Below are 24,352 nucleotides of genomic sequence, written 5' to 3'. Positions count from 1 at the left end.
TTCAGATATTACGAGGGAGGCATTTGGTAGAGAAGACAATCTGACGAACGGTCTTCTTTTTTTATTTTGGGCTCGGAATTTTGATGCATGCTTATGGTCAACGTTATACAACTACCAAACTTGTTACATTAACTAGCAATACGGTCTATGAAAAAAGAGCGGATCTGATAGGGGAAATATTAATGTGGTAGGCGAGTTGCTATTCACCGTCGTCATAGGGGCTGTAGCCTTTTTATTTCCGGTTATGTTTCCAAACTTACTTTCTTCCACGATTTAAACATATGTCTTTGTATTTCTGTACATGACGGGGCCGGTCAATGGGATTTTGAACGCATATCCGACATTGTTGCGGTGTCGCATTTTATGGAACTGTATAAAGGTGCTTTCTGCTGAAATAAAGCAGCTTCAGGCTAATGAAAGGTGGGGAATAACCGTGTTTTGGATAATTCGTTGGAATTATCCATACAAAATGTTGGGTATGTTTATGACTCAAACTGTTAACATATCCAAGTTTATTTGTGATCAGTTCAAGTATCTCTAGAAAGGGGAACTAGCCTTGATTCAAAATAATATTTTAAATCTTGTAGGAAATACACCCTTACTAAAACTTACGATGTCAGAACTTAAGCAGCTCAATATATTCGCAAAGCTGGAGATGTTTAATCCAACGGGAAGTGTGAAAGATCGAGCAGCTTCCTATATCCTTGAAAAATTGATAGAATGTGGAACTATAAACAAAGACACAGTTATCATTGAGTCTTCTTCTGGTAATTTTGGACTTGCTCTTTCGGCGGCTTGTCGTTGGTTAGGATTAAAGTTTTATTGTGTGATTGATAAAAATACAATGCCTGACAATGAGATGTTGATCTCTGCATTAAGCGATAAAGTATTCAAAATCACGGAACCAGATGAGTATGGGGGATATCTTCTAAATCGGATCAAAAAAGTAAAAGAGTTGGTAGAGAATATTCCCAACTCTTATTGGATCAACCAGTATGAGAACCCGTTAAATGCCGAGGCTTATTATCATACACTGGCTAGTGAACTAATAGAGTCTGTAAAAAAGATTGATTATGTATTCATGGGGGTGAGTTCAGGGGGTACGATAACTGGGGTTTCTAACCGTATTAAGGAGTATTTCCCTGAATCGCGAATTATAGCTGTTGATATTTATGGTTCGGTAATTTTCGGGTCACAACCTAGAAAAAGGAGTATTCCGGGAATTGGATCTAGCAAGTACCCATTGATACTTAATAAGGCCAAAATTGATGATCATGTAATGGTTAGTGAGTTGGAGACGGTTAATATGTGCCAGCGTTTGCTAAAGGAATATTTTATTTTGGCAGGGGGGTCTTCGGGGTCTGTAATGTCAGCTATCTTAAAGTACTTCACACAAAATTTACCCGATCGCGAAATCAATGTAGTTACAGTTTTCCCGGATCGTGGAGATCGATATACAAGCACTATCTACAACCCGGATTGGAAATTGACTAGTGAGAAGGAGATTGAACACGTTATATCTAAATGAGAAGGAACTTATAAGCATAGGAATGGAGGGTGAGCCATATAACTTCTCAATCAATCGGAACTATTGGGACAGGCACGATGGCAAAAGTTTAGCAGCAGACTGCATACTTCCTCTATCACAAAAAAATGGCTTATGCCGGGAGATTAGATTGTAAAAGAACGATCTGCAGTTGAAAGAGTCAATGCGTAGGACTATCAATACAGGAGCATATACTTCGCCCATCATCATGCACAAGTAGCATTGTCAAAGAAGATAAGTATTGTTAACCAGGAAAAGGGTTCTGTTCTGAACCGAGTCCCCTATCTGCAGCTTCCAGTTTTTCCATCAAGCATCGAAATTCTCAAGCGAGATTTGTGTATTATTCCCAGGGCTTCTCGATGATTTTGTCTTTGAAGCTATCCATAAAAAATGGAGGATGATGACAATGGTGTTAGTTATTGCAAAAGTTATTGCATACTTCTTCCTTTGGACGCTGTACTCGTACAGCGTACATCGGCTAGCACATATTCCCCATAAGAAAAATTTCTTATATAAAATTCATATCGTACATCACCGTGTCAAATATGGGGATTCGAATTGGCCCGAGTTTTCAAATTATTTCTTCTGGTTCGGAAGTTTTAAGGCTTCGCTGGATATTTGGCTTACTCTGACGTTACCCTTAATTGTCCTCGTCTTCATCGACCCGGTTCCAGGGGGCATATTGTTAGGATTTCATTATGTTTATGAAGTGTTTTTGGCTGGCAAGGTAGTCGATCACAATCCAAGGATAAGGGGTATCATCACCCGATGGCTGTCGATCGGCGCCTACCATTTAAAGCATCATGATCTATATAAGTGCAACTACTCTTTTTTCATTACCTTGTGGGATCATATCTTTCAAACAACCGACAAGAAATTTTTGGGGGTACGAGGTGCGAAGGGGAGAAGAGAAAATCTTGATGAGAGATACTGACCAAAAAATAACTGCTCATATTTCCGCCTTTTAAAGCAGGCAGTTATTTTGCCGCCTAATGCTGTACCATGAACTCGGTATTAATTCTGCTTAATAATGTCTTAGGTCATCTGTCATTCCAGACGTTATATTCTAGAAGTTAACCGGCAGGAACTCGCGCCTATTCTGATAAGGAAAGGTTTGAAAATTCGTGATCATACCTCATTATGCTGATTATCATTATCCGCTAAGTCATCCTCAGAAGAGAATCTGGTATACCGAAAAACTATATCCCAATACTAATATTCATCATATTTGTGGTATCGCAAATATCTATGGACAGATAGACGCGGATATGTTGATGCAGTCGATTCGGTCGGTCATCGCTGGCAATCAGGTATTTCGGTTAGTCATCTCAGAGGAAGATGACGACCCCATGCAGACCGTATCCAAGGATGGTAAGCACGGGCTGCAGTTTACGGATTTTAGCACAAAAGCCAACCCACAACAAGTGTGGGATCAATGGTTGCAAAATCAACTTCGTCTGCCGCTTTCGCTAGATGGACAACAACCCCTTTATCGATTTGAAGTGTACCGGCTAGATGAGAAACATTACGGTATTTTTGCCAAGATACATCATTTGATTTTTGACGGCTGGTCGCTTCCACTCCTGACGGCAGAGATTTGCAACCATTATGAGCGGTTATTTCGCGGCGAGGATGATGCGATACAGGAAGATCAAACGTATTTACAGTTGATAAATCAAGAACAGAAATATGCACAATCTCCTCGTTTTGCGAAGGACCGTGCTTATTGGTACGAAAAGTTTCAGACGATTCCTGAGCCTGTTTTTCATATGGGCTCCGACCGACTTGAAGCGCAGCGGGCATCCTATGCGCTGGACAGGGAAATCACTTCGTCCATACATGATTGGACACAAAAATATAACTGTTCACTGAACGATTATTTTGTTCTATTAATGAACCTCTACATATTCAAAATGTATGGTCAGACAGATGTAACGATAGGTTTGCCTGTATACAACCGTTCCGGTCCAGCAGATAAACAAACTATTGGCATGTATACAAGCACAATGCCCGTACCGTTCCATATTCAACCGGAGGCTGCGGTGTTGGAGCTGTTATCCGCTGTCAAGCGCGAAATTCGCACCGGTTATGTTCACCAGAAGTATCCGTTCGACTTGTTGATGCAGGATTTACAGTTGAAGAAAAGAGGCTACGAATCCTTGTTCCAACTGTCGGTCAATTATTATCCATTTGTACCGAGCAATCAATTACTTAATCAGCCATTCGAGGTCATACAATTGCATTCGGGCTATCAACAGCTTCCATTGCAGTTGGTGATAAAGGAATGGGCAGAAGGAGAGTTGATGCTGGAATTTGATTATCGATGCGCCATATTCAGCAAACAGGATATAGATCTAATGTTTGATAGAATAATGAGGATCGCTACGCAAATCATGAATCATCCGCAACTGATGATTCAGCAAATTTCACTTTTATCGGAAGACGAGCGGTATAGGTTGTTGGTTGAATTTAACGATACAACGCAATCGTATCCCGCAAACCACAATGTTGTGGAGCTGTTTGAACAACAAGTGCAATTAACGCCGGAACGCATAGCTATCAGTATGTATACCAAGACATGGAACTATCAGGAACTGCATCGGCAGGTTCTGCGACTAAGTGTACGCTTGCGGCAGCTTGGCATAGGTTCCGGGCACAAGGTGGGTGTGTACGGAACGCATTCGATGGAGCTGGTGGCCGGAGTGCTGGCTATTTTGAAAGTCGGAGCTGCCTATGTGCCTATCGATCATGCATATCCAAGCCGACGTATTAATGATATTTTGCAAGATAGCACCCTAAACTGTATGGTACTGAATCGGGAACTGCCAACGGATGTGGATTACAGCGGGACTATTCTTTGGCCGGAGCAACAGGATGAAGATGACGCAGCAGTTTGGAACATTACCGGACCGTCGGCAGGTCCGAGTGAACTTGCTTACATGATTTATACTTCCGGTTCAACCGGCAAGCCGAAGGGCGTTATGATCGAACACAGCAATCTGACGAATTACATCTGGTGGGCTCATAAGGTTTACGTGCGGCAAACACCGGAAGTCTTCGCTTTATATTCTTCATTGTCATTTGATTTGACGGTTACGTCTATCTTTACACCGTTAATAGGTGGGCATGAGCTGAGAATTTATAGTGAATCAGACCATGGTTTTGTATTGTATGATATCTTGCGAGATAACAAGGTTACTGTACTGAAACTGACGCCTGCGCATTTGTCTTTACTACGTGAGCAATCGTATACACAGAGCTCTATACGCACTCTGATCGTAGGCGGTGAGAATCTGAACACCTCAATCGCCAAGGAAATAAATGATTGCTTCGGTGCAAATATTCATATTTATAATGAATACGGTCCGACGGAAGCTACGGTAGGCTGTATGATTCATAAATATGACCCCCTAGAGGATACTGACGTTTCTGTACCGATCGGCAAGCCGGCGGCTAATGTGCAGTTGTATGTGCTGGATGAGCATTTGCAGCCTGTACCGACAGGCTGCATTGGAGAATTGTTCATATCAGGTGAAGGAGTGGCAAGAGGTTACTGGAACCGGGAGCAATTGTCGGAAGCAGCCTTTGTACCAAATCCGTTTCTTTCGCAGCAAAAGATGTATCGGACAGGCGATTTGGTCCGTTTTACGGAGCGCAATCATCTGGAATACATGGGCCGCAAAGACCGTCAGGTCAAATTGAATGGGTACCGTATTGAAATAGGTGAAATCGAAACGGCATTATTGGAAATTGATGAAATTTCCAATGCAGCCGTGCTGGGATACCGGATGAACGATGCGGAGCATACCGATCAACAGACTGTAAATGCAGTGAAGAGTGACCAACGAAGTAAGCTTTGCGCCTATCTGATAATGAAAACGCCTGTAGAACTGGCAATGATCAAAACAAAACTTGCCGCCAAGTTGCCGTTGTATATGATTCCACAGCTAATTGAAGTGAACGAAATCCCGTTAACGATTAATGGGAAAATCGATTTTTCCAAATTACCAGTGCCGATAATGGAGCTAGAAGTATCTGTGGAGTCAAACAAGGACGAGCTTCAGTATCTGTATTCAGTGGAACAACAGTTGTTAACCGACACGCTGCAACAGCTTTTGAATATTCCGGTTGTACGATTGGAGCACGAGTTTTTTCAATTAGGTGGCGATTCCATTAAGGCGATTCAGCTATCTTCCAGAATGAAAACAGCAGGATATGTCCTAAAGGTCAATGATATTCTGACATATTCGCGAATCGGCGATATGGTGGCTTACCTTGTCAAAGATAAAGGCGCAGACCAGGAAGATCGTCATCGAATAGCGGAGGGGGTCTTGAAGCGTTCTCCCATACACGAATGGTTTTTTGATCAGCAATTGACTCAGCAGGATTATTATCATCAATCGGTACTATTGTCGCTGGATGCCTCGGTTACATTGGAAATGATAGAATCGGGCCTGCAAGCGCTAATTGTTCATCATGACAGTTTGAGATTAAATCTGAATGATGATCGTGTTCTTTTTTATAATCCTGTTCATCTGGATCTTCCTCTTCAAGTGCAACAACTGGATTTGTCGTCCTTGTCGTATGATCAGCAGCTGGAGAGGATCGAAGCGGCGGGCAGTACATTAAAATCGTCATTTGACTTGCAGTCTGATCTGCTGTTCAAGGCGATTTTTTTTGAACTCGGGAGTCAAGGCGCAAGGTTGCTGCTAACAGCACATCACTTAGTAGTTGATGGTGTTTCTTGGCGTATCTTACTGGAGGACTTGATTACCATCTTAACGGCAAAGAAAGACGGTCGTGAAGCTGTACTGCCAGCTAAAACATCATCCTACCAGCAATGGACAGAGGAATTGGAACACTATGCTGCTTCGTTGACTTCCACAAGCATATCTTACTGGACCGAAATATTTGATGACTGGAGTGGAGGAAACGCACCGAACGTCCGAGCGGTGGAAAATCGCCACACAGCTACCGTGACCAAACAGTTAAGCGCAGATTGGACGAGTCAATGGCTGCTTCGCGCCAATTCCGCGTATCACACGGAACCAGTTGAACTGCTAATTATCGCACTAGCACAGGTAGTGCAACAACTGGATACTGGTTCTTGCATTCTGCTGGAGCTGGAGGGACATGGAAGAGAGAGGTTTAGCGAGGCTGTGGATGTATCTCGAACGGTAGGCTGGTTCACAAGCATTTTCCCAGTTCGTATTGAACTGCCTGCCGCTGATCTAGAGCAGCAGATCAAACTAGTCAAGGAACAGCTACGCAGTGTGCCGAATAAAGGTTTCGATTATTTGATAAGTCGGCATTTACAGCCTTCATCCATTCTTTCAATGTTAGAATCACCAATCGGGCAGATGATCCGATTTAATTATCTTGGTGATTTTGTTGCCTTGTCCGCTCCTGGTCTGTTTGCACTGGCGGAAGAACAGACCGGTCATAATAATGGGCTGTTCAATGCCTTTTCGGTCCGACTGGATGTTAATGCGATGACGATTGGAGGCCAGCTTCGCCTTTCGGTGACTTACGTAAAAGAACACTTTACTACGGAAGCGATGGATCAGCTAATTCATGCCTGGCATGACCAGTTGATTGCCATTATCACACACTGCACAGCCCGGCAGTCGGCAACATATACGCCCTCTGATTTTGAGACGATCGGGCTGGATCAAGCAGAGCTGGATTCTTTGTTAATAGACTGATTAAATTTGTATATAGAAAGGAATACTTCCATGTCAAACAACTCGTACTACAAGGAAAAATTTGAGAATCTGGAAATGTACCAACGCTTGATTCAGTATTGGAGTATTTTGTTTGATAGACGTGAATCAATGAACATATTGGATAATATGAACTTTAATGTTCATCTCTTTCCAGAAATCTTCACCATGGACGAAATTTCTGCTTTGCATCAGATAGAGCCGGGTTACACATCTCCCGACGGTTATACCGAGATGAATGCGTTGATCCGTAGACTGGAGCTGGCAAGACTGTTACAGAATGCCCCCCAGCGGGCGGATATTAGCCACAGGCTGGTAGAGCAAGCCGGTATAGGCTGCGGGAACGGCTGCACCAATGTGATGAACGGTGTTATTAATTCAATTTTGAAATTAAAACAAGTTGAAAAAGGGCTGGAGCATCCGGAAGTGATTCTGATTTTGCCCAACTATACGGTCTATGCAGCCCAACTGTCGAATCTGAACGACAAGGCAACCTCTAAATACGTATATACACAACGAGAGAATAATTATCTGCCCACCAGTTGCGAGATTCGTAATGCGATTACACCCTCTACAGTCGCGGTAATCATCACCTACCCTAACAATCCTGCCCAATCTACCTATGAGGGCGAGAATGTAAGGGAGTTGCAGCAGATCGTAGAATTATGCCAGGCCAATGAGATTTTCTTGGTGGTAGATAATATCTACCAGGACTTGATCTTCCCTAAAAGCCGCGGCTTTACAGAAATTTTTAATCTGACGGATAAGCTTGATTACGTGATTAAAGTATATGGTTGTTCCAAAGATACACCGTTTTATTCCGGTTTCCGTACGGGATACTGGTTTGGTGATCCGCGGATTGACGAGAAATACAAATATTTTATTTCATCGATGGAAAATAGCATGAATACCCACTCGTTGGTCTATTTTGCGCTCAATCTGTATTTCAAATATAAGCTGATTACCGGAGAAGAACCGGCGCTGGAGGATATGAAATTATTTGACCAGGGATTATTCGGCTGGAGTCAGAATGTGGATGAACATCTATTGTTTAAAAAAATGCAGGAGCTTAAGCTGTTTGCGAAATATCAATCCCGCATTCAGCTTTCGGATAACATACAGGCCGATGCGCTTCGACGTGTGACCGAGTATGTGAAAGGATCGAAAGTCTTTGTAGATTATACCAATCAACAGATTGGCAATGTATTCTTCATTAAAGTGAATCCCGAGTACCGGTTTGACAATGATGATGAATTCTTCAAGAAGCTGTTTTATGAAGTGAACTGTGGCATTCTTCCCGGCAATGTATTTGGTATTTTGCAACGGCCTGATGAAATTTGGTTCCGTATTACACTGATTCATGACCGTGTGGACAATATTATTCGCTATCTAAGCAAGATCGAAGACGTTTTTGCCCATTCAGCAATTATTTAATCACGCAAACATACGGGAGGTTAGTATGGCCCAAAAGGTAAACAATCAGAACATTGAAGATATTATTGCGCTGTCGCCTACACAGGAAGGCATTTTGTTTCATTGTTTAAAAGAACCAGAGGTGCCGCTCTATTTGAGTCAAGTGGCATTGCATATTACCGGTGAACTGGATGCAGAAATATTGCAGAAGGCGCTGAATTGGATGGCAGTGGATAATGACTGTCTTCGCTCTGTCATTCGCTGGGAGAATCTAAGTCAGCCTGTTCAAATCGTATTAAAGCAGCAAAAGTTGATCCTGAGCCAAGAGGATCTGTCCACCTTGTCTCCGGCCGATACAGAAACCAGGTTGAGTGAAATTGGACGTCGTGAGCAGAATAACGGCTTCGATCTCACAAAAGGTCCGCTGCTGAGGACTGTATTGTGCAAGAAAGATGCGAATAGCTACACCATACTAGTGCAATTTCATCACATTATACTGGATGGCTGGTCATTGGGACTGTTTTTGAGTGAATGGCTGCAAACCTATGAATTGCTACTACATGATCAACATGTAACCCGCAGCAGTAAGCCTGCCTATAAGGCGTACATCAAATGGCTGCAACAATATGATCATGAGCAGGCTCGCCAATTTTGGCAGACCGAATTGGAATCTTTAAGCTCGTATACGAAACTGCCGTATGCGCAGCAGACGAGAACACAGGGTGGCGATATTCATAAGGTAGAAATCGATCTTCATAGCATTTTTCCTCAAGTAGAGGAATTCTCGAGAGCGTATAGCGTATCGGCCAGTTCTATAATGAATGCTGCTTGGGCACTTCTCTTGCAACGGTACAACGACAGTAATGAGGTCGTGTATGGCCTGACCGTTTCAGGCCGCCCGGATGTACTGCCTCAGGTGGAGCGGATGATAGGGTTGTTCATCAATACCATTCCTGTCATTGTAAGTGAAGCTGGTGATTTGTCGATAATTGATTATATTCGACACATACATAATAAGCTAATTCACTATAAAAAGTCCGAAAATCTACCACTAAGCGATATTCAAAGTATTTCCCGGATGAAAGGCACGGAGACGCTTTTCAACCATATTCTGGTATTTGAAAACTACCCTCTGGATATGCAATTGCTGCAGGGCTCTTTTAGCAGCTTCAACATTATCGGATATGAAGAATACGAGGTTAATCATTACGATTTGACCGTATCCTTCCTGTTGGCTGGAAGGCCGATGATGAAGCTGGAATATCATTCTGATCTGTTCGAACAATGGATCGTTCACAAGATGGGAGAGCATTTTATTTCGATATTGCAACAATTCATGAATCAGGCTGAACTGCCGGTTGCTGGAGTGGAGCTATTGACGGAAGTTGAGAAACAACAACTGCTGGTGGAGTTCAACCAGACGGATCGAATGGACCTGAAGCAGGACAAAACCGTATATCAATTTTTTGTTGAGCAGTCCCAAGCCACGCCCGAATATACGGCTGTGGTCTTTCAAGAAAGCAGGCTGACTTATTGTGAGCTGGCCCAACAGGCAGAGCGGCTGGCTGGTTTTTTGCGTGATCGGGGAGCAGGCGAGGGCAGGATTATCGCTTTGCTGATGGACTGGTCGACGGATTTGATTACCGCCATTATGGGAGTGCTTGGTTCGGGGAGTGCTTATTTGCCGATTGATCCAAGTTATCCGGAGGAACGTATTCGTTATATTGTCGAAAGTAGCAAGGTTAGCATTATTGTAACCATGGAGCAGTACCAGGAGGTTGCTGCTGCGATGGTTAGGACTACAGTAGTGCTGGAGCAGGGCGACTGCCGGCTAGTTGAGAATACTGCCGCTGGTCAATCAGTTGGAGCAGATCATGAAGGCGTTGATTTTCCACTGGCGTATGTCATTTATACATCTGGTTCAACTGGTACGCCCAAAGGTGTAATGATTGATCAGCGTTCTTTCACTGAATTTATATTATGGACGCTAGAAGAATATGATCATACCCCAGGCTATCAGGTGCTGTTGTCCAATTCCTACGCATTTGACAGTTCCATTCAGCAGATTTTCTCGCCGCTTGTTTCAGGTGGAACACTGCACTTGCTTCATCCGGACGTACGCAAGAATGCCGACCAGTATTTGGACTATTTGCAGAAACACCGGATTAACAGTATTGATGAAATACCAGTGCTGATGAATATGCTGGTGGAGCAAGCAGAAGAACGGAGCGAGCGCCCTGTATTGCCTGATCTGACCTCATTGTCTCTGGGCAGCGAATATGTGCCGATCAGTCTGGTGCGCAAATGTCGCGAGATATTGAATCCTACCGGGAAAATTATTAACGGTTACGGCCCTGCGGAGACAACGGTAGAAACAAGCACCTATCATTTTGACGGTAATTCTGAGCATGAGATTTCATTGATAGGCAAACCGCGTTCTAATCTAAAAATATATATAGTGGACCGGAACAACCGCCTGTGCCCGATCGGCATTCCCGGTGAAATTTGTGTTAGCGGCACAGGGCTGTCGCGCGGATATTTGGGCCAGCCGGAACTCACAGCCGAGCGCTTCATTCCGAATCCGTTCAGCGATATTCCTGGAGATAAAATGTACAAAACCGGTGATGTGGGCCAGTGGCAAAAAGACGGCAATTTACAGTACCTCGGTCGTGTGGATAATCAGGTTAAAATCCGTGGTTATCGGGTAGAGATCGGAGAAATTGAAGAAGCATTGCTACAGCACCCGCAAATTCAGGATGCAGTAGTCGTGCTGCAGGGAAAAGCTCTGAATAACCCTGTATTATGCGCTTTTCTTAAATCTCGAACAGAGCCATCAACAGCGGAATTGCGGCAGTTCTTAGCGGATAAGCTGCCGAGTTATATGATCCCCTCCTTTTACCAATACAGTGAAGCCTATCCATTATCGCCGAACGGTAAAATTAATCGCAAAGCATTGGAAAACACTGAAATTGTTCGCACGGGTGAAGACTACAGCGAACCGCGTCATGAATTGGATCAGAAGCTGGTTGATATCTGGAAGAATGTGCTGAACCTCTCCCATGTTGGGATTCAGTCCAACTTTTTTGAACTTGGCGGAAATTCAATTCAGATTATGCGGCTGTACAACCTGCTAAAAAAAGAACTGCCTGAAATAAAACTAGAAATCAGTGATCTGTTTTCCTACAACACTATTGCTCAACTGGCAGATTATATTATGCAGCCAGCTGATGACATTCTTTCGGCACCCGAGAATAAAGATCGATTGGAACAATCTGTGCAACCGGGCGAGGGTAAGGAAACTTCGAAGGCCGGGCAGGATATTGCCATCATTGGTATCGGAATCCACCTGCCTGAAATAGATGGTCCGGACCAATTCTGGGATATGCTAGTGAACGGTCAAACGACCATCAGGGAAATTCCCTCATCCAGAAAATTGCTGGACCCTACCGGTTATAGGGATAAAAATTATTTGCGCTACGGTTATCTTGAAGGGATCGATGAATTTGACCCGCAGTTTTTCGGTATTTCACCAAAACTGGCCAAATCAATGGACCCTAACCAACGTATCATGTTGGAAACGGCCTACCATACGCTAGAAGATGCCGGTTATACACGCGAAGAACTGCATAATCGTCCGGTTGGTGTTTTTATGGCAGGAATAATTCCGACGTATTATCAACACCTAGATCTAAAAATAGATGAGTTAATGTCAAGCAATTTGCCTGCTAATCTGGCGGGAAGAGTATCGTACCATTTCGGTTTCAATGGCCCTTCCATGGTGATTGAAACGGCTTGTTCGTCTTCGTTGACAGCAGTGCATACAGCAGTACAGGCTTTACGAAACGGAGAGTGTGAGCTGGCACTTGCCGGCGGCATCCATCTGGATATTGAGCCGATTGAGCGTGAACTTGCTATGGAATCTAATATTGTTTCACCTAGCGAGTGCTGTCGGGCATTCAGCGAACAGGCGGACGGAACAATCGGTGGAGAGGGCAGCGTATGTATTCTTCTGAAGCCATTGGAGCAAGCGGTACGTCATAACGATCGTGTATATGCAGTCATTAAAGGCAGCGCTATTACTCAAGATGGTGCAAGATCGAACGGCATCACTGCCCCAAGTCCTGATGCCCAGGCTGAAACCTTATTAAAAGCTTGGAGCAACGCTAATATTGATCCGACAACGATCTCTTATATCGAAGCGCACGGAACAGGAACCCGTTTGGGCGATCCGATTGAAATCAAAGGAATTCAAAAAGCATTTATGCAGTATACGGATCGTAAGCAGTTCATCCGACTCGGTTCGCTCAAGTCCAATGTAGGCCACCTTGACAGCGCGGCGGGATTGGCTGGACTAGTCAAGACGGCGCTGAGTTTGCAGCATAATGAGTTGCCAGCTTCACTCCATGCCACGCCTCTAAATTCGTTAATTCCATTTGAACAGACACCTGTCCTTGTAAACGGTACATTAAGTTCTTGGCAGCCAGTCGCTGGAGAGACGCTTCGTGCCGGTGTGAGTTCATTTGGGCTGAGTGGTACGAATGTGCATATAATTCTGGAGAAATTCGAACCTCAATCGGTGTTGGACGGTTCACAGAATGGACCTGATCCGGATCAAGTGCAGCAGATCCCGTATCTGTTCACCTTATCAGGTTCAACTCCTGCAATTGTACAACGAAAGATAGACGGACTGCGGCAGCATCTTATGCATAATCATCAAGCTGCCCTTGCGGATATAAGCTATACGTTGAACTGCCGGCGCAGTCAGGATAATTATCGGTTCGCTGTGGTCGCTCATACTCGAAATGAACTCATCGAACGGCTGGAACAGGCTGCTGAAATTCACGCCCGCCATGGACAAACAGAGGTAAGGGCCAGTCTGTGGCTACAAGATTATATTCCGGGTGCGGAGCGGCTTTACGATCAATTAGTCCTGACAGGCTGGATAAACCTTGAGCAACGAGCGCAATACGATGAGTATATTGCTGCTTCAAGTGATGACCCGCAGCTTCGGGCCAGAGCGATCTATGCTTCGTTTCTGTACGCTATCGTCAGTCTATTGCAGGCCACAGGACTGAACTATGAGCTGAGTGGAATCGGCATTGGAGCAGCGGTCTCTAATGTTATGCAGAATAAAGGAACACTGGAAAATGTTACAGATGCCGCGTTGCATACGAGCTTAGCACAATACAATACGAATATGAATGAACAGCAATGGTTTGCACATAGAGGCATCCTGCTGACTGCAGGCGCAATACCCATTCATCAGCTTCTTGACACAGCATCCCAATCCGCCGAGGGTTCGTCCATCCCTCCCCAGCAATGGGAAGCAGATGTATTCGGTTTCACACAGGGGGATCACCAGTTGCTGACGGTACTGTCACATCTGTACAAAGCAGGCTGGAACCTTGATTTGACACCAATTCAGAAGGGCAATGTTGTTTCCTTGCCTGTCTATCCATTCGAACGCAAATCATACTGGTTCGATATGAACACGACAAAGCGCAAAGCGCTTGAAGTTCGTCATCAAGAACAACAGGAAACAGGTGCCGTAACCAGTGAACTGCTGCATCGGCTGTATTGGAAACCGACTCAGCTTCAGCGTGAGCGCAAGCATTTATTACAGGGCGTCTTGCTGATAGTTGGCGAACACTCTGACTGGCAGGAACAACTGGCGAATAAATTCCGCGGTGAGGGCATGGATGTCGTACAAATGTATTACGGCCCTCAATATCGTCAGTTAGAGCGGCAGGTCTATGAAGTGAATATAAATGAAGAAGATCAAATCGCCGACGTATTGAAGCAATTAAGGGACAACGGCCAAATTGTCAATACATGCATTCATATCTCATCCAGTCAACCGTTGCAGGATCGGATGGTTACCGACAGGAAGCAGTTGTCTGCGGTGGTTGACGGGATACTCGCACCTGCCTGGTATTTGACGAGGCAGCTTGCGCTGCATACGGCTGCCACACCGGCGCGGTTGTTCCATATTACTAGAAATGCGGACAAGGTTGCATCTGAAGACGCCATTGTTGACCCGCTGCAAAGTTTTATCGTATCTCTAAATCGCAGCGCCAATCATGAATATCCGTTGCTGGAGTCGCGTTGCATTGACCTGGAAGCGTCGGAGTGGGCGAAGGATGTCTCATTACAGCATATTTATAACGAAGTATGCTGGCATGATGAAACGAAAGAAGTGGCCTACCGGCATGCCACTCGTTATGTTCGGTATTTGAACGAATCTGTTCCTTCCAAGACAAAGCGGGAGTTGTTTCGCAATGATGGTGTCTACTTGGTTACAGGCGGAACCGGAGGCATAGCGACAGAAATATGCCGTGCGATCGCAAGCAAATATCGTGCCACTTTCGTGCTGCTGGGACGTACCCGCGAAGAGAATATGAGCCAGCGTCAGCTTGCCAATATTCGTGCCCTGGCGGAGATAGGCGCTGATGTACAGTATTTTGCGGTTAATATTGCAGAACGCAATGAGTTGGAGTCAACCGTTGAGCGAATCTCCACCCAATACGGCAACGTTGACGGGGTTATTCATGCTGCAGGTATACTAGGGAACCGGGTTTCGCTGCAAGAGGCAAGTATGGAAGATTATCAGGATGTATATGAAGCTAAAGTCTATGGGACGGTACTACTGGATATGCTGCTGCGTGAACATATGGTTGATTTTTTTATGACCTTCTCCTCTGTAGACGCTATATTGTCAGAGAAAAATCTGGGACCCTATACTAGTGCTAATCATTTTATGGATCAATATGCGTTGCAACAAAGACAGCTTGGCCGGCAGTTTATATCTATTCAGTGGGGAGGATGGCAATTTACCGGGATGGGAAGCAAGAACGAAGAGCTGCAGTCCTCCCATATTCATGAAATTGCCCGATTATCTCCACTTATTCTGGGTTATGACCGCAAGCAGGGGATTGGGGCATTTTGGACGATTACCGGTGCGCGGTCCAGTCATTTAATGGTGACTGGATTGGATGAGCAGGATTTGCAGGCGCTGGACAAGCAGGCGTATTTCAAACTGGAGCCCGATCTTAGGAAAAGGATGAATGCCTCATCTGCCAAACCATCCATAGCGGATATCAGCCTAGAGAGTATTGAGTCTACGGTTGCGCGTGTCTGGACCGAAATGTTGGAGATGGAGCAGGCTCCAGATGTGAACGAGAATTATTTCTCCATCGGTGGCGATTCGATTCTTGGAATTGATATCACTGTGCAGTTGTCGCAAATCTATCAGTTGCAGCTAGATGCGAACACGCTATTTCGCTATGATACGATTCGGTCATTAAGTAGATTTATCCATGAACAACTCCAAGATGCTAAGCCGACATCCAAAATTCGGTCTTCCATTCCGAAAGCTGTTCCGATGAATCAGGAATAAGAAACTGCATGAAAGGAAGTTTTGCGATGAATATTTCTACTCAATCGACAACTAATCTATATGAATTATCACATACGCAAAAACGATTTTGGTTCCTGGACAAGCTTGATTTTTCCGATGATCCATCAGCTCGCGCAATGTCCCATGTGTCTACTGTATTTACACTGGTCGGCCCACTGGAGGTGGGGCTGTTTAAACAGACAGTACAGGATCTGGCGAAACGACATGCTGCCCTTCGCACCAGTTATCGTGACCAGGACGGCTCGCCGCTGCAGCTCGTTTTTCACGATATTCAAATTCCGGTTGCGATCTATGATATTTCGGCTGATGATTCGCGTGAGCGGCTGGAGCATAGAATACAGGAGGAATTGAATACACCGTTCGATTTGCAGCAGGCCCCGTTGATTCGGTTCACCTTGTATAAGTTATTCGCGGACAAACATATCTGCATGATCGTTGCTCATCACAGCATCGTCGATGGGCTATCGATCGACATTATACTGTCCGAACTGATGGTGATTTACAAGGCGCATGTTACCCAGGTTCCGCCTGTACTACCAGAGCTTGATATTCAGTACAGCGACTATGCTCATTGGCATAACGGTATGCTGACGGGCGGTGAATTGGCGGACCAGCGTCAATTCTGGGCTGACTATTTGGCTGGGGAACTGCTCGATCTGAACTTCCCGCTGGACTATCAACGTCCAGCGGAACGAACCTATACCGGAGCGGCCGTACCGCTGGTTATTGGCGAGGAATTGTTTGTGTCGCTCAAAAAAACATGTGAGCAGTTGGATGTGAGTCTGTACATGTTTTTATTAGGAATTATGAATGTGTTGCTCGCCAAATATACACGGAATCAGGACATCATTGTCGGGACTTCTTTATCAGGCCGATTTCATCCCGATTTGAACGGAATGATTGGCAGCTTCATCAATACACTACCGGTGCGTAATCAGATAAACGGAGAAGAGCCTTTCAGCGTATTTGTCAAACGAATCAAAGAAAATGTGCTAAATATTCAGGAAAATCAGGCATATCCGTTCGATATGATCGTCCATGATCTGGGGGCAGATCGCAATAATAGCCATCATCCCGTATATGATGTTGTGTTTGAAATGCATACACTGCATGCAGACAGCAAAGCTGTACGCGAAATATCGCCAGGATTGTTTTTGTCATTTGAACATTCGCTTCAACCTATCCGTTATTCCGTATTTGATTTTATATTTGAGCTTTATCAAAAGGAAGGGCAGATTGAAGGCTATATTCAATATGCCACCCACCTGTTTGAATCGTCTTCAATGGAACGGTTAAGCTGTAATTTTTTACAACTGGTCCAGCAGGCCATCCAGAATCCAACGATACTTGTTAGCGAAATGGATATGCTGTCGGAGCCTGAGCGCACACAGGTGATGGAAGATTTCAATCAGGTGTCTGTTGATTTCCCGGTACATACGCCATTTCCTATACTGTTTGAACAGCAGGTTGTACGTACGCCGAATCATATTGCGGCCTCTTGCGACGGAGAGCAATTATCGTATAGAGAATTAAATGAGCGTGCGAACCGTTTGGCGCATTTTTTACGCAGCCGCGGTATAAAGTCAGGGCAATTTGTTGCTGTTATGTGTGAGCGCAATCTTGACTGGCTGACCTCGCTGCTGGCAATTCTCAAGAGTGGTGCAGCCTATGTGCCGATTGATCCGAATGTGCCGGATGAACGCGCAACTTATATCTTACAGGACTGCGCTGCACAGCTTCTGATTACTCAGAATCATCTGCTGGAACGCGTGAGCAGACTGGATACGGTTGCAAGCCTTTCTGTGCTGTGTGTGGATATGCCGATAGGGGAAGGGCCATTATGGCCGCAGCAACATGAATTGATCACCAGCGAGTGTCTGGCTGATTTCCCGGTAACTGACGGGGAGGACGATCCTTCAGCCGAACGGCTTGCTTATATGATCTACACTTCCGGTTCAACTGGTACGCCCAAAGGTGCACTCGTACGCCATAATGGCATGATCAATCATCTGTACGCCAAAATTTATAGCCTGCAACTGAGTGAACGCGATATTGTAGCACAAAATGCTTCGATCAGTTTCGATGTCTCTATCTGGCAATCGCTTGTTGCGCTGCTGGTCGGCGGACAGACATCCATTGTTTCCTTTGAGGCGGGTCGGGATCAAGCATTATTGTTGCAGCATATAAAGAATCATCAGATTACAGTTATCGAGACCGTTCCTTCATTGCTGTTTGCTTTCTTGGATACGATGGAAAATATGCCTGCTTCCGAACGTTCCTTGCCCTCCTTGCGCTGGATGATTGCCAACGGGGAAGAGCTGCCTGGCAAACTGGTCAAAAGCTGGTTTACCATGCTCCCGGATATACCGTTGATTAATGCCTATGGACCTACGGAATGTTCGGATGATGTAACCCAGTATACGATGCGCAGTGATGTTCAGGATGAATCTGACTTGACACATAAGCGCATTCCTGTAGGCAAACCACTTCCAAACATGCGTCTGTATGTGGTGGACCAATTTCATAAGCCAGTCCCGGTAGGGGTAAAGGGTGAAATATGGATTTCCGGAATTGGCGTTGGAGCCGGTTACTGGCATAATGACGAGCTGACCCGCAGCAAGTTCATTGCCAATCCGTTTGCCAACCACGAACATGAGCGCATTGTTTATCGGACAGGTGATTTGGGATGTTGGTTGCCGAATGGCAATCTGGAATTTTCCAGCCGGATCGATCATCAGGTCAAGGTACGCGGTTTCCGTATTGAGCTTGGTGAGGTAGAGGCGGTAATCAACCGTCATCCAGGGATAGACGAAGCGGCGGTGATTGCGAGAAAGCAAGGAAATGGCGACTCGATGCTGGTTACCTTTTATACAAGCAAGGAGCGTTTGGAGCCGGAACAATTGCGGACTTATTTGCAGGAGAAGCTGCCCTATTATATGGTTCCAGCGCAGTTAATCAGCATTGAGCAAATGCCGCTACTGACCAGCGAGAAAATTGACCGCAAAACATTGCAGTCATGGGCGAACGAGTATATCGCATCCGCACCATCCAAACCGGCAACATGGTCTACCCCGACAGAGCGGGAACTCTCCTTCTTATGGGCAGAGATCCTGGAATTAAAGCAAGTGGATGCACAGGATCATTTCTTTCATCTGGGGGGGCATTCCATCAGTGCAGTCAAACTGGTAAACCGGATTCGGAAGCAGTTTGGTATCAGTATGGCACTCCAGCAAATTTTCACGACCCCGGTATTGCATGAACTGGCGGCAGTCATTGATCAGGAAAAAGCGGCCAAAACAACTGGCCACTCTCCAACGAGAGAGGCTGCGGACAATAATCCGTTGCGCCGTTTTGAGGCCAAAAGCGCATACGCGCTTGCTCCTGTTCAACTGCCGGAGTGGTATTTGCATGAACTGGAGCCGGACAACCCGTTTTATAATGTAAGCTTTGATTTGATGTTTTATGGTGATATGAATCTTCCAGCTTTTGAGTGGGCATGGCAGCGACTGATTGAACGGCATTCCGTGCTTCGTACTCATTTTGCCAATCATGAAGGCGAAACGGTTCAAGTTGTGAAATCGGAGCAGGACTTCCAACTGGACAGCGTATATGAGAATCGAACACATATAGAGCCGGATGAAATTATGCAAGATGTCTACCGGATGGCGGAACAGCATAACAATCAAAGTTTTGATTTTACCCAAGGGCCGCTGTTTTCGGTCAAGTTGATCGAATATGCGGACAAAGAGTTTCTGATGATGTTCGTAGCGCATCATATTATCTGGGATGAGACATCGTCCATGAATCTGATTGACGAATTCAGTGAACTGTATAATTCGCAATTAGAACATCGTACTGCGCAGTTGCCTGAGCTGGAGATTGAATATACGGATTATGCCGAATGGATGAACACTTCAATTCAATCTGGATACCTGGAAGCCAAACGGCAGTATTGGCTGGATAAATTCGCTGTCGTGCCGCCAGCACTAGACCTGCCGACTGATTATCCGCGCCCTTCGATAGTGACGTTCAACGGTGGCACTGTGCTGAAGACGATTCAACCGGACTTGCAAAAGCGGATCGCCACTTACTGTCAGCAGCAAGGGATTACATTATATATGTTCCTATTGTCGGTATTGAATTTACAAATGCACCGTTTGAGCAATCAGGATCATTTCGCAGTCGGTTCTCCTATTGTGAACCGTGACGATGTGAAGCTAGAACGAATGCTAGGGCTGTTTGCCACGGCGATTCTGTTGGAATGCCGAATAGAACCGAATATGACGTTTGCTGAATTGGTTTCCCAGAGCAGGCAGACGGCAATCGAGGCCTATGATAATCATCTATATCCAAGTAACTTCGTCATTGAGCAAATCCGGACGGAAAATGATCTTTCGCGTTCTAAGCTGTTTTCGGTTATGTACGGCTTGCAAAACAATAAACAAAATTTACTGAAAAACCTGAAATTTGTTGGGCTCGACTACAATCCGCGAGTGTATGATTTCATGGAAACCAGTTCTCGTTTTGATCTGACCTTTGCTTTTGATGAACTGGGTCACGGGATTGAACTTAATTTGAACTATAATACGGATCTGTTTAAAAGAACGACGGCAGAGCGGATTGCCGAGCAGTTTATCTTGCTAACGCAACAGGTGATTGATTCGCCTGACGGATCGCTTTATGCCTATGAGTGGCTGGACAAACAGTCCGAAACGATTATCGCCAACCTACGTAATCGCAAGCCACACAGCTATGAATCCCAATCCTGTGTGCATCAAGTGATTGAACGGCAGGTGGAATTGACACCGAACGAGATCGCCATCTTCGATCATAATCAGACAATGACGTATAAACAAATGAATGAAAAAGCGAATCAGTTGGCGCATTTGCTGCTGACTGCCGGTGTGCGGCGGGAGCAAAAAATCGGAGTTAGGTTTGAACGTTCGGCTGATTTGATTGTTTCGCTGCTTGCCGTTTGGAAAGCAGGCGCCGCTTATGTGCCTATCCATCCGGAGCTCCCGGAAGCACGGCAATTAGAAATCATACAGGCCGCAGATATTTCTGTACTGATCACGGGAACCGGTTCATGGTTGGTGCAATCTGTACACCCGGTAACCTTGCTTGATCTCAACAAGTTGGAGGCGCAGTTGCATGAACAGTCGACCATTAATCCGGGAGTAGAGGCGGACCGTTCCACACTGGCCTATGTATTATTTACCTCGGGTACAACCGGGAAGCCCAAAGGAATTGAGATCGAGCATCAGGGCATCGTGCATTTGTTTGCCGGGCTGGCGCAGCATTATTCTTTGCAGGTTAATGATACGGCGCTGTTCCACACCTCGTATTCATTTGATGCTTCGTTGCTGGAAATATTTTGGCCGCTCACCTGCGGAGCGCGCATTTTCATCCCACATCCTGATGAAGCCAAAGATCCGGCTGCGCTAGGGAAGCTTGCGGAGGAGCAGGGAGTTGCATTCTTGCAGTTTGTACCGCTGATGCTGGAGGAATTCATCAATGCCCGCAGAAACGGGGTATTTACACAATGGCCTGAACTCCGGTTTGTGATTAGTGGCGGAGCGCCGCTTACACGCAAGCTGCGCGATTTGTTCCGGGAGGAATTCGACTGCGGATTGTACAACCATTATGGACCGACAGAAGTCACGGTAGATGCAACAACATTTGATTGCAGGCTGGAATTTGAAGGAGAGATTGTGCCGATTGGCTCGCCGCTGGGCAATGTAATGGTATATGTGCTTGATCGAATGATGAATATTGTGCCAGCAGGCGTGCCTGGTGAACTATACATCAGCTCACCAGGACTGGCACGTGGTTATTTACATGATCCTGAACGTACGGCAGACAGTTTTGTGAACGATCCGTTCTCTGATACGTCTGACTCGAAGCTATACAAGTCAGGCGACCTCGTCAAATATACAGAAGAAGGCATCATTCGCTACATCGGCCGGCTGGACCAGCAGGTGAAGGTGAGAGGAAACCGGGTGGAGCTAGAGGAAGTTGAAGCGGTACTTATGCAGCACCGTGATATCGCCAGTGCAGCCGTTATCCACCGCCATGACAAAGGAATGGATGGTTTGGTCGCCTATGTGGAAATTACAAACAAGTATCAGCCCTTTAGCCATACACGACGTTTAAAATGGTTTAATTTGGCGCAAATGCCGCAGTTGGCCGCGGGAATGAATGCACTGCATCGGCAGTCATGGCCAGATTATTTTATCGGGGATAGTGTAATGCTGGAACACTGGCCTAAGCTGTTTGCCAACTTCACCGATTATCAATTTGCCTTGCTACAAGAAGATGGAGAGATTGCCGCCGTCGGTAATACCGTCCCAATGTATTGGGACGGCTCACCGGAGCATCTTCCGCAAGGCTGGGATGAGGGTCTGCTGAAAAGTGTGGAAACCGCCGGTTCGTATCCCTCTCCCAATACGCTACTGATATTGGCCGGGGTGGTAAATGAACAGCAACAGGGCAATGGACTAGCCGGGCTGCTGTTGGAAGCTTTCAAATATGTGGCTGACGCTCACCAGTTGGAGCATATTATCGTACCTGTTCGACCAACAGGCAAAACGAACTATCCCGAACAGTCATTTACAGAGTACTGTGCGTTGACCAGATCAGATGGCCTGCCGTTAGATCCTTGGCTGCGAACCCATATCCGGGCAGGTGGACAAGTTTTAAGCATTGCAGAACAATCACAGACGATCACAGGCAGTATTAGAGATTGGCAGCTATGGACCGGCATCGAGTTTCCAAAAAGCGGCAGCTATATCACGCCAATCACGTTACAGCCTGTCATGATTGACTTGGAACAGAAAAATGGAATCTATTATGATCCGAGTGTATGGGTGCAGCATTTTCCACATCCGGAATCCGGTGAGGAGAAGTTCCAGACGGGAATTTCCTTGACGAACCGGCAGGCGTTGTCCGCTTGGCTTCGGAGCAGACTCCCTGGTTATATGGTTCCGCAGGAGATTATTTTTGTGGCCAACATGCCGTTGACCTCTACCGGCAAAATAGACAAGGTACGCTTATCTGAAATTCAAAATACAGATGAACGCATCCGGGAAATCATACCGCCTCAAAATGAAGAAGAAGCACTTGTTCTGGCCATCTGGCAAGATGTTCTGCAACTGGATGAAATCAGCGTCAATGATAATTTCTTTGAATTGGGCGGTCATTCTCTCAAGGCGACCGCAGTTGTCGCTAGAATAGGCGCTGCTTGCGGTTATGTTCCAACCCTGCGCGAGTTGTTTGAAATGGCTACTGTCCGCAGTCTGGCACAATGGATTCTGCAGAAAAAGCAGACCATGCCCACCCTTGAAAATCCGGCATCTGTAAGCTTCAAAAAGATGGAGCGGCGTGAACGAACCAAACGCTAAAAATTCAAATAATAAGGAGTTAGACACTGTGGAAATCAAGGATTATACCGAAGCCAACCGGCGCTCATGGAATCAGGTGGCTGCCCGCCATCATAAGGGAAAGGAGGAGCGAAAGAAGCTATTCAGCCAGAAAGGATATTCGGTGCTGGATGAGACGATAACCGCCAAGTTGAAGGCGTACGGTCTTGAAGGCAAGTCTGTTGCTCATCTCTGCTGCAATGACGGTACGGAAACGTTATCCCTTAAAAATCTGGGGGCGGCCTCCTGTATAGGATTTGATATTAGTGATCTAGCGATCGATGAAGCTCGTAAGCTGGCAATAGATGCTGGGATTGAATGTGAATTTATGCAGACCGATGTGTACGAAATCCCGGAACAGTATAGCGGAACATTTGATCTTATATATATTTCAGCCGGCTCATTGATTTGGTTTCCTGATTTATCGCTGTTTTTCCAGATGGTGCAGCGGCTTTTAAAAGACGGTGGGAATGTACTGATCTACGATATTCATCCGGTGCTGTTCATGTTAGATGAGAATGATAAGGAACATCCTCTGGAAATGAAGTTCTCGTATTTCATTGATGAACCGCGCGTATATAACGAAGGCTTGGATTATATCAACAAAGAGACCTATGAAGGCGCGCCATATTATGTATTCGATCCTACCCTGTCGCACATTATGAGCTGTACACTGAGCAATGGACTGATGATTCAGTCTTTTGACGAGTACGATCACGATATTTCAGCGCTGTATGATCATTTAAAAGATCAGGAAGTGAAGCTTCCGAAGTGCTACGTACTGAGCGCTCGTAAACAGAGAAATGCTCTACTAATGGATTAGAGGGGGCGGGAT

At 45.6% G+C, this 24,352-nt stretch carries 7 protein-coding genes; all 7 read left to right on the top strand.

Translation table 11 applies throughout. The features are described from left to right. The first annotated feature begins 556 nt into the window (after nucleotides 1–556). A complete protein-coding gene (gene sbnA / locus BLS15_RS26925; protein ID WP_021255781.1) occupies nucleotides 557–1,528 on the top strand; it encodes a 2,3-diaminopropionate biosynthesis protein SbnA in 972 nt (323 codons plus the stop codon). A 424-nt stretch (nucleotides 1,529–1,952) separates the two neighbouring features. After that, the gene (locus tag BLS15_RS26920; protein WP_021255782.1) at nucleotides 1,953–2,480 is read left to right on the top strand and encodes a sterol desaturase family protein; all 528 of its coding nucleotides are present in this window, start codon (nucleotides 1,953–1,955) and stop codon (nucleotides 2,478–2,480) included. Between the two features lie 190 nt (nucleotides 2,481–2,670). Beyond that, nucleotides 2,671–7,251, top strand: a complete 4,581-nt coding sequence (locus tag BLS15_RS26915) for a non-ribosomal peptide synthetase (protein WP_028532098.1) — start codon at nucleotides 2,671–2,673, stop codon at nucleotides 7,249–7,251. A 75-nt stretch (nucleotides 7,252–7,326) separates the two neighbouring features. Continuing rightward, complete coding sequence (locus BLS15_RS26910) at nucleotides 7,327–8,703, top strand: aminotransferase class I/II-fold pyridoxal phosphate-dependent enzyme (protein ID WP_175460847.1); 1,377 nt, start codon at nucleotides 7,327–7,329, stop codon at nucleotides 8,701–8,703. 25 nt (nucleotides 8,704–8,728) lie between these two features. Then, nucleotides 8,729–16,078: a non-ribosomal peptide synthetase gene (locus BLS15_RS26905; protein WP_090514627.1), complete on the top strand. Its 7,350-nt coding sequence runs from the start codon at nucleotides 8,729–8,731 to the stop codon at nucleotides 16,076–16,078. A 26-nt stretch (nucleotides 16,079–16,104) separates the two neighbouring features. Continuing rightward, nucleotides 16,105–23,499, top strand: a complete 7,395-nt coding sequence (locus BLS15_RS26900) for a non-ribosomal peptide synthetase (RefSeq protein ID WP_175460846.1) — start codon at nucleotides 16,105–16,107, stop codon at nucleotides 23,497–23,499. Between the two features lie 28 nt (nucleotides 23,500–23,527). Next, a complete protein-coding gene (locus BLS15_RS26895) occupies nucleotides 23,528–24,340 on the top strand; it encodes a class I SAM-dependent methyltransferase (RefSeq protein ID WP_175460845.1) in 813 nt (270 codons plus the stop codon). The last annotated feature ends 12 nt before the right edge of the window (nucleotides 24,341–24,352 follow it).

Source organism: Paenibacillus sp. cl6col (genome assembly GCF_900102125.1).
GTDB lineage: Bacteria > Bacillota > Bacilli > Paenibacillales > Paenibacillaceae > Paenibacillus_B > Paenibacillus_B suaedae.
Note: the sequence above shows the minus strand (reverse complement) of the source record. Positions and strands in the feature narration are given on the sequence as shown.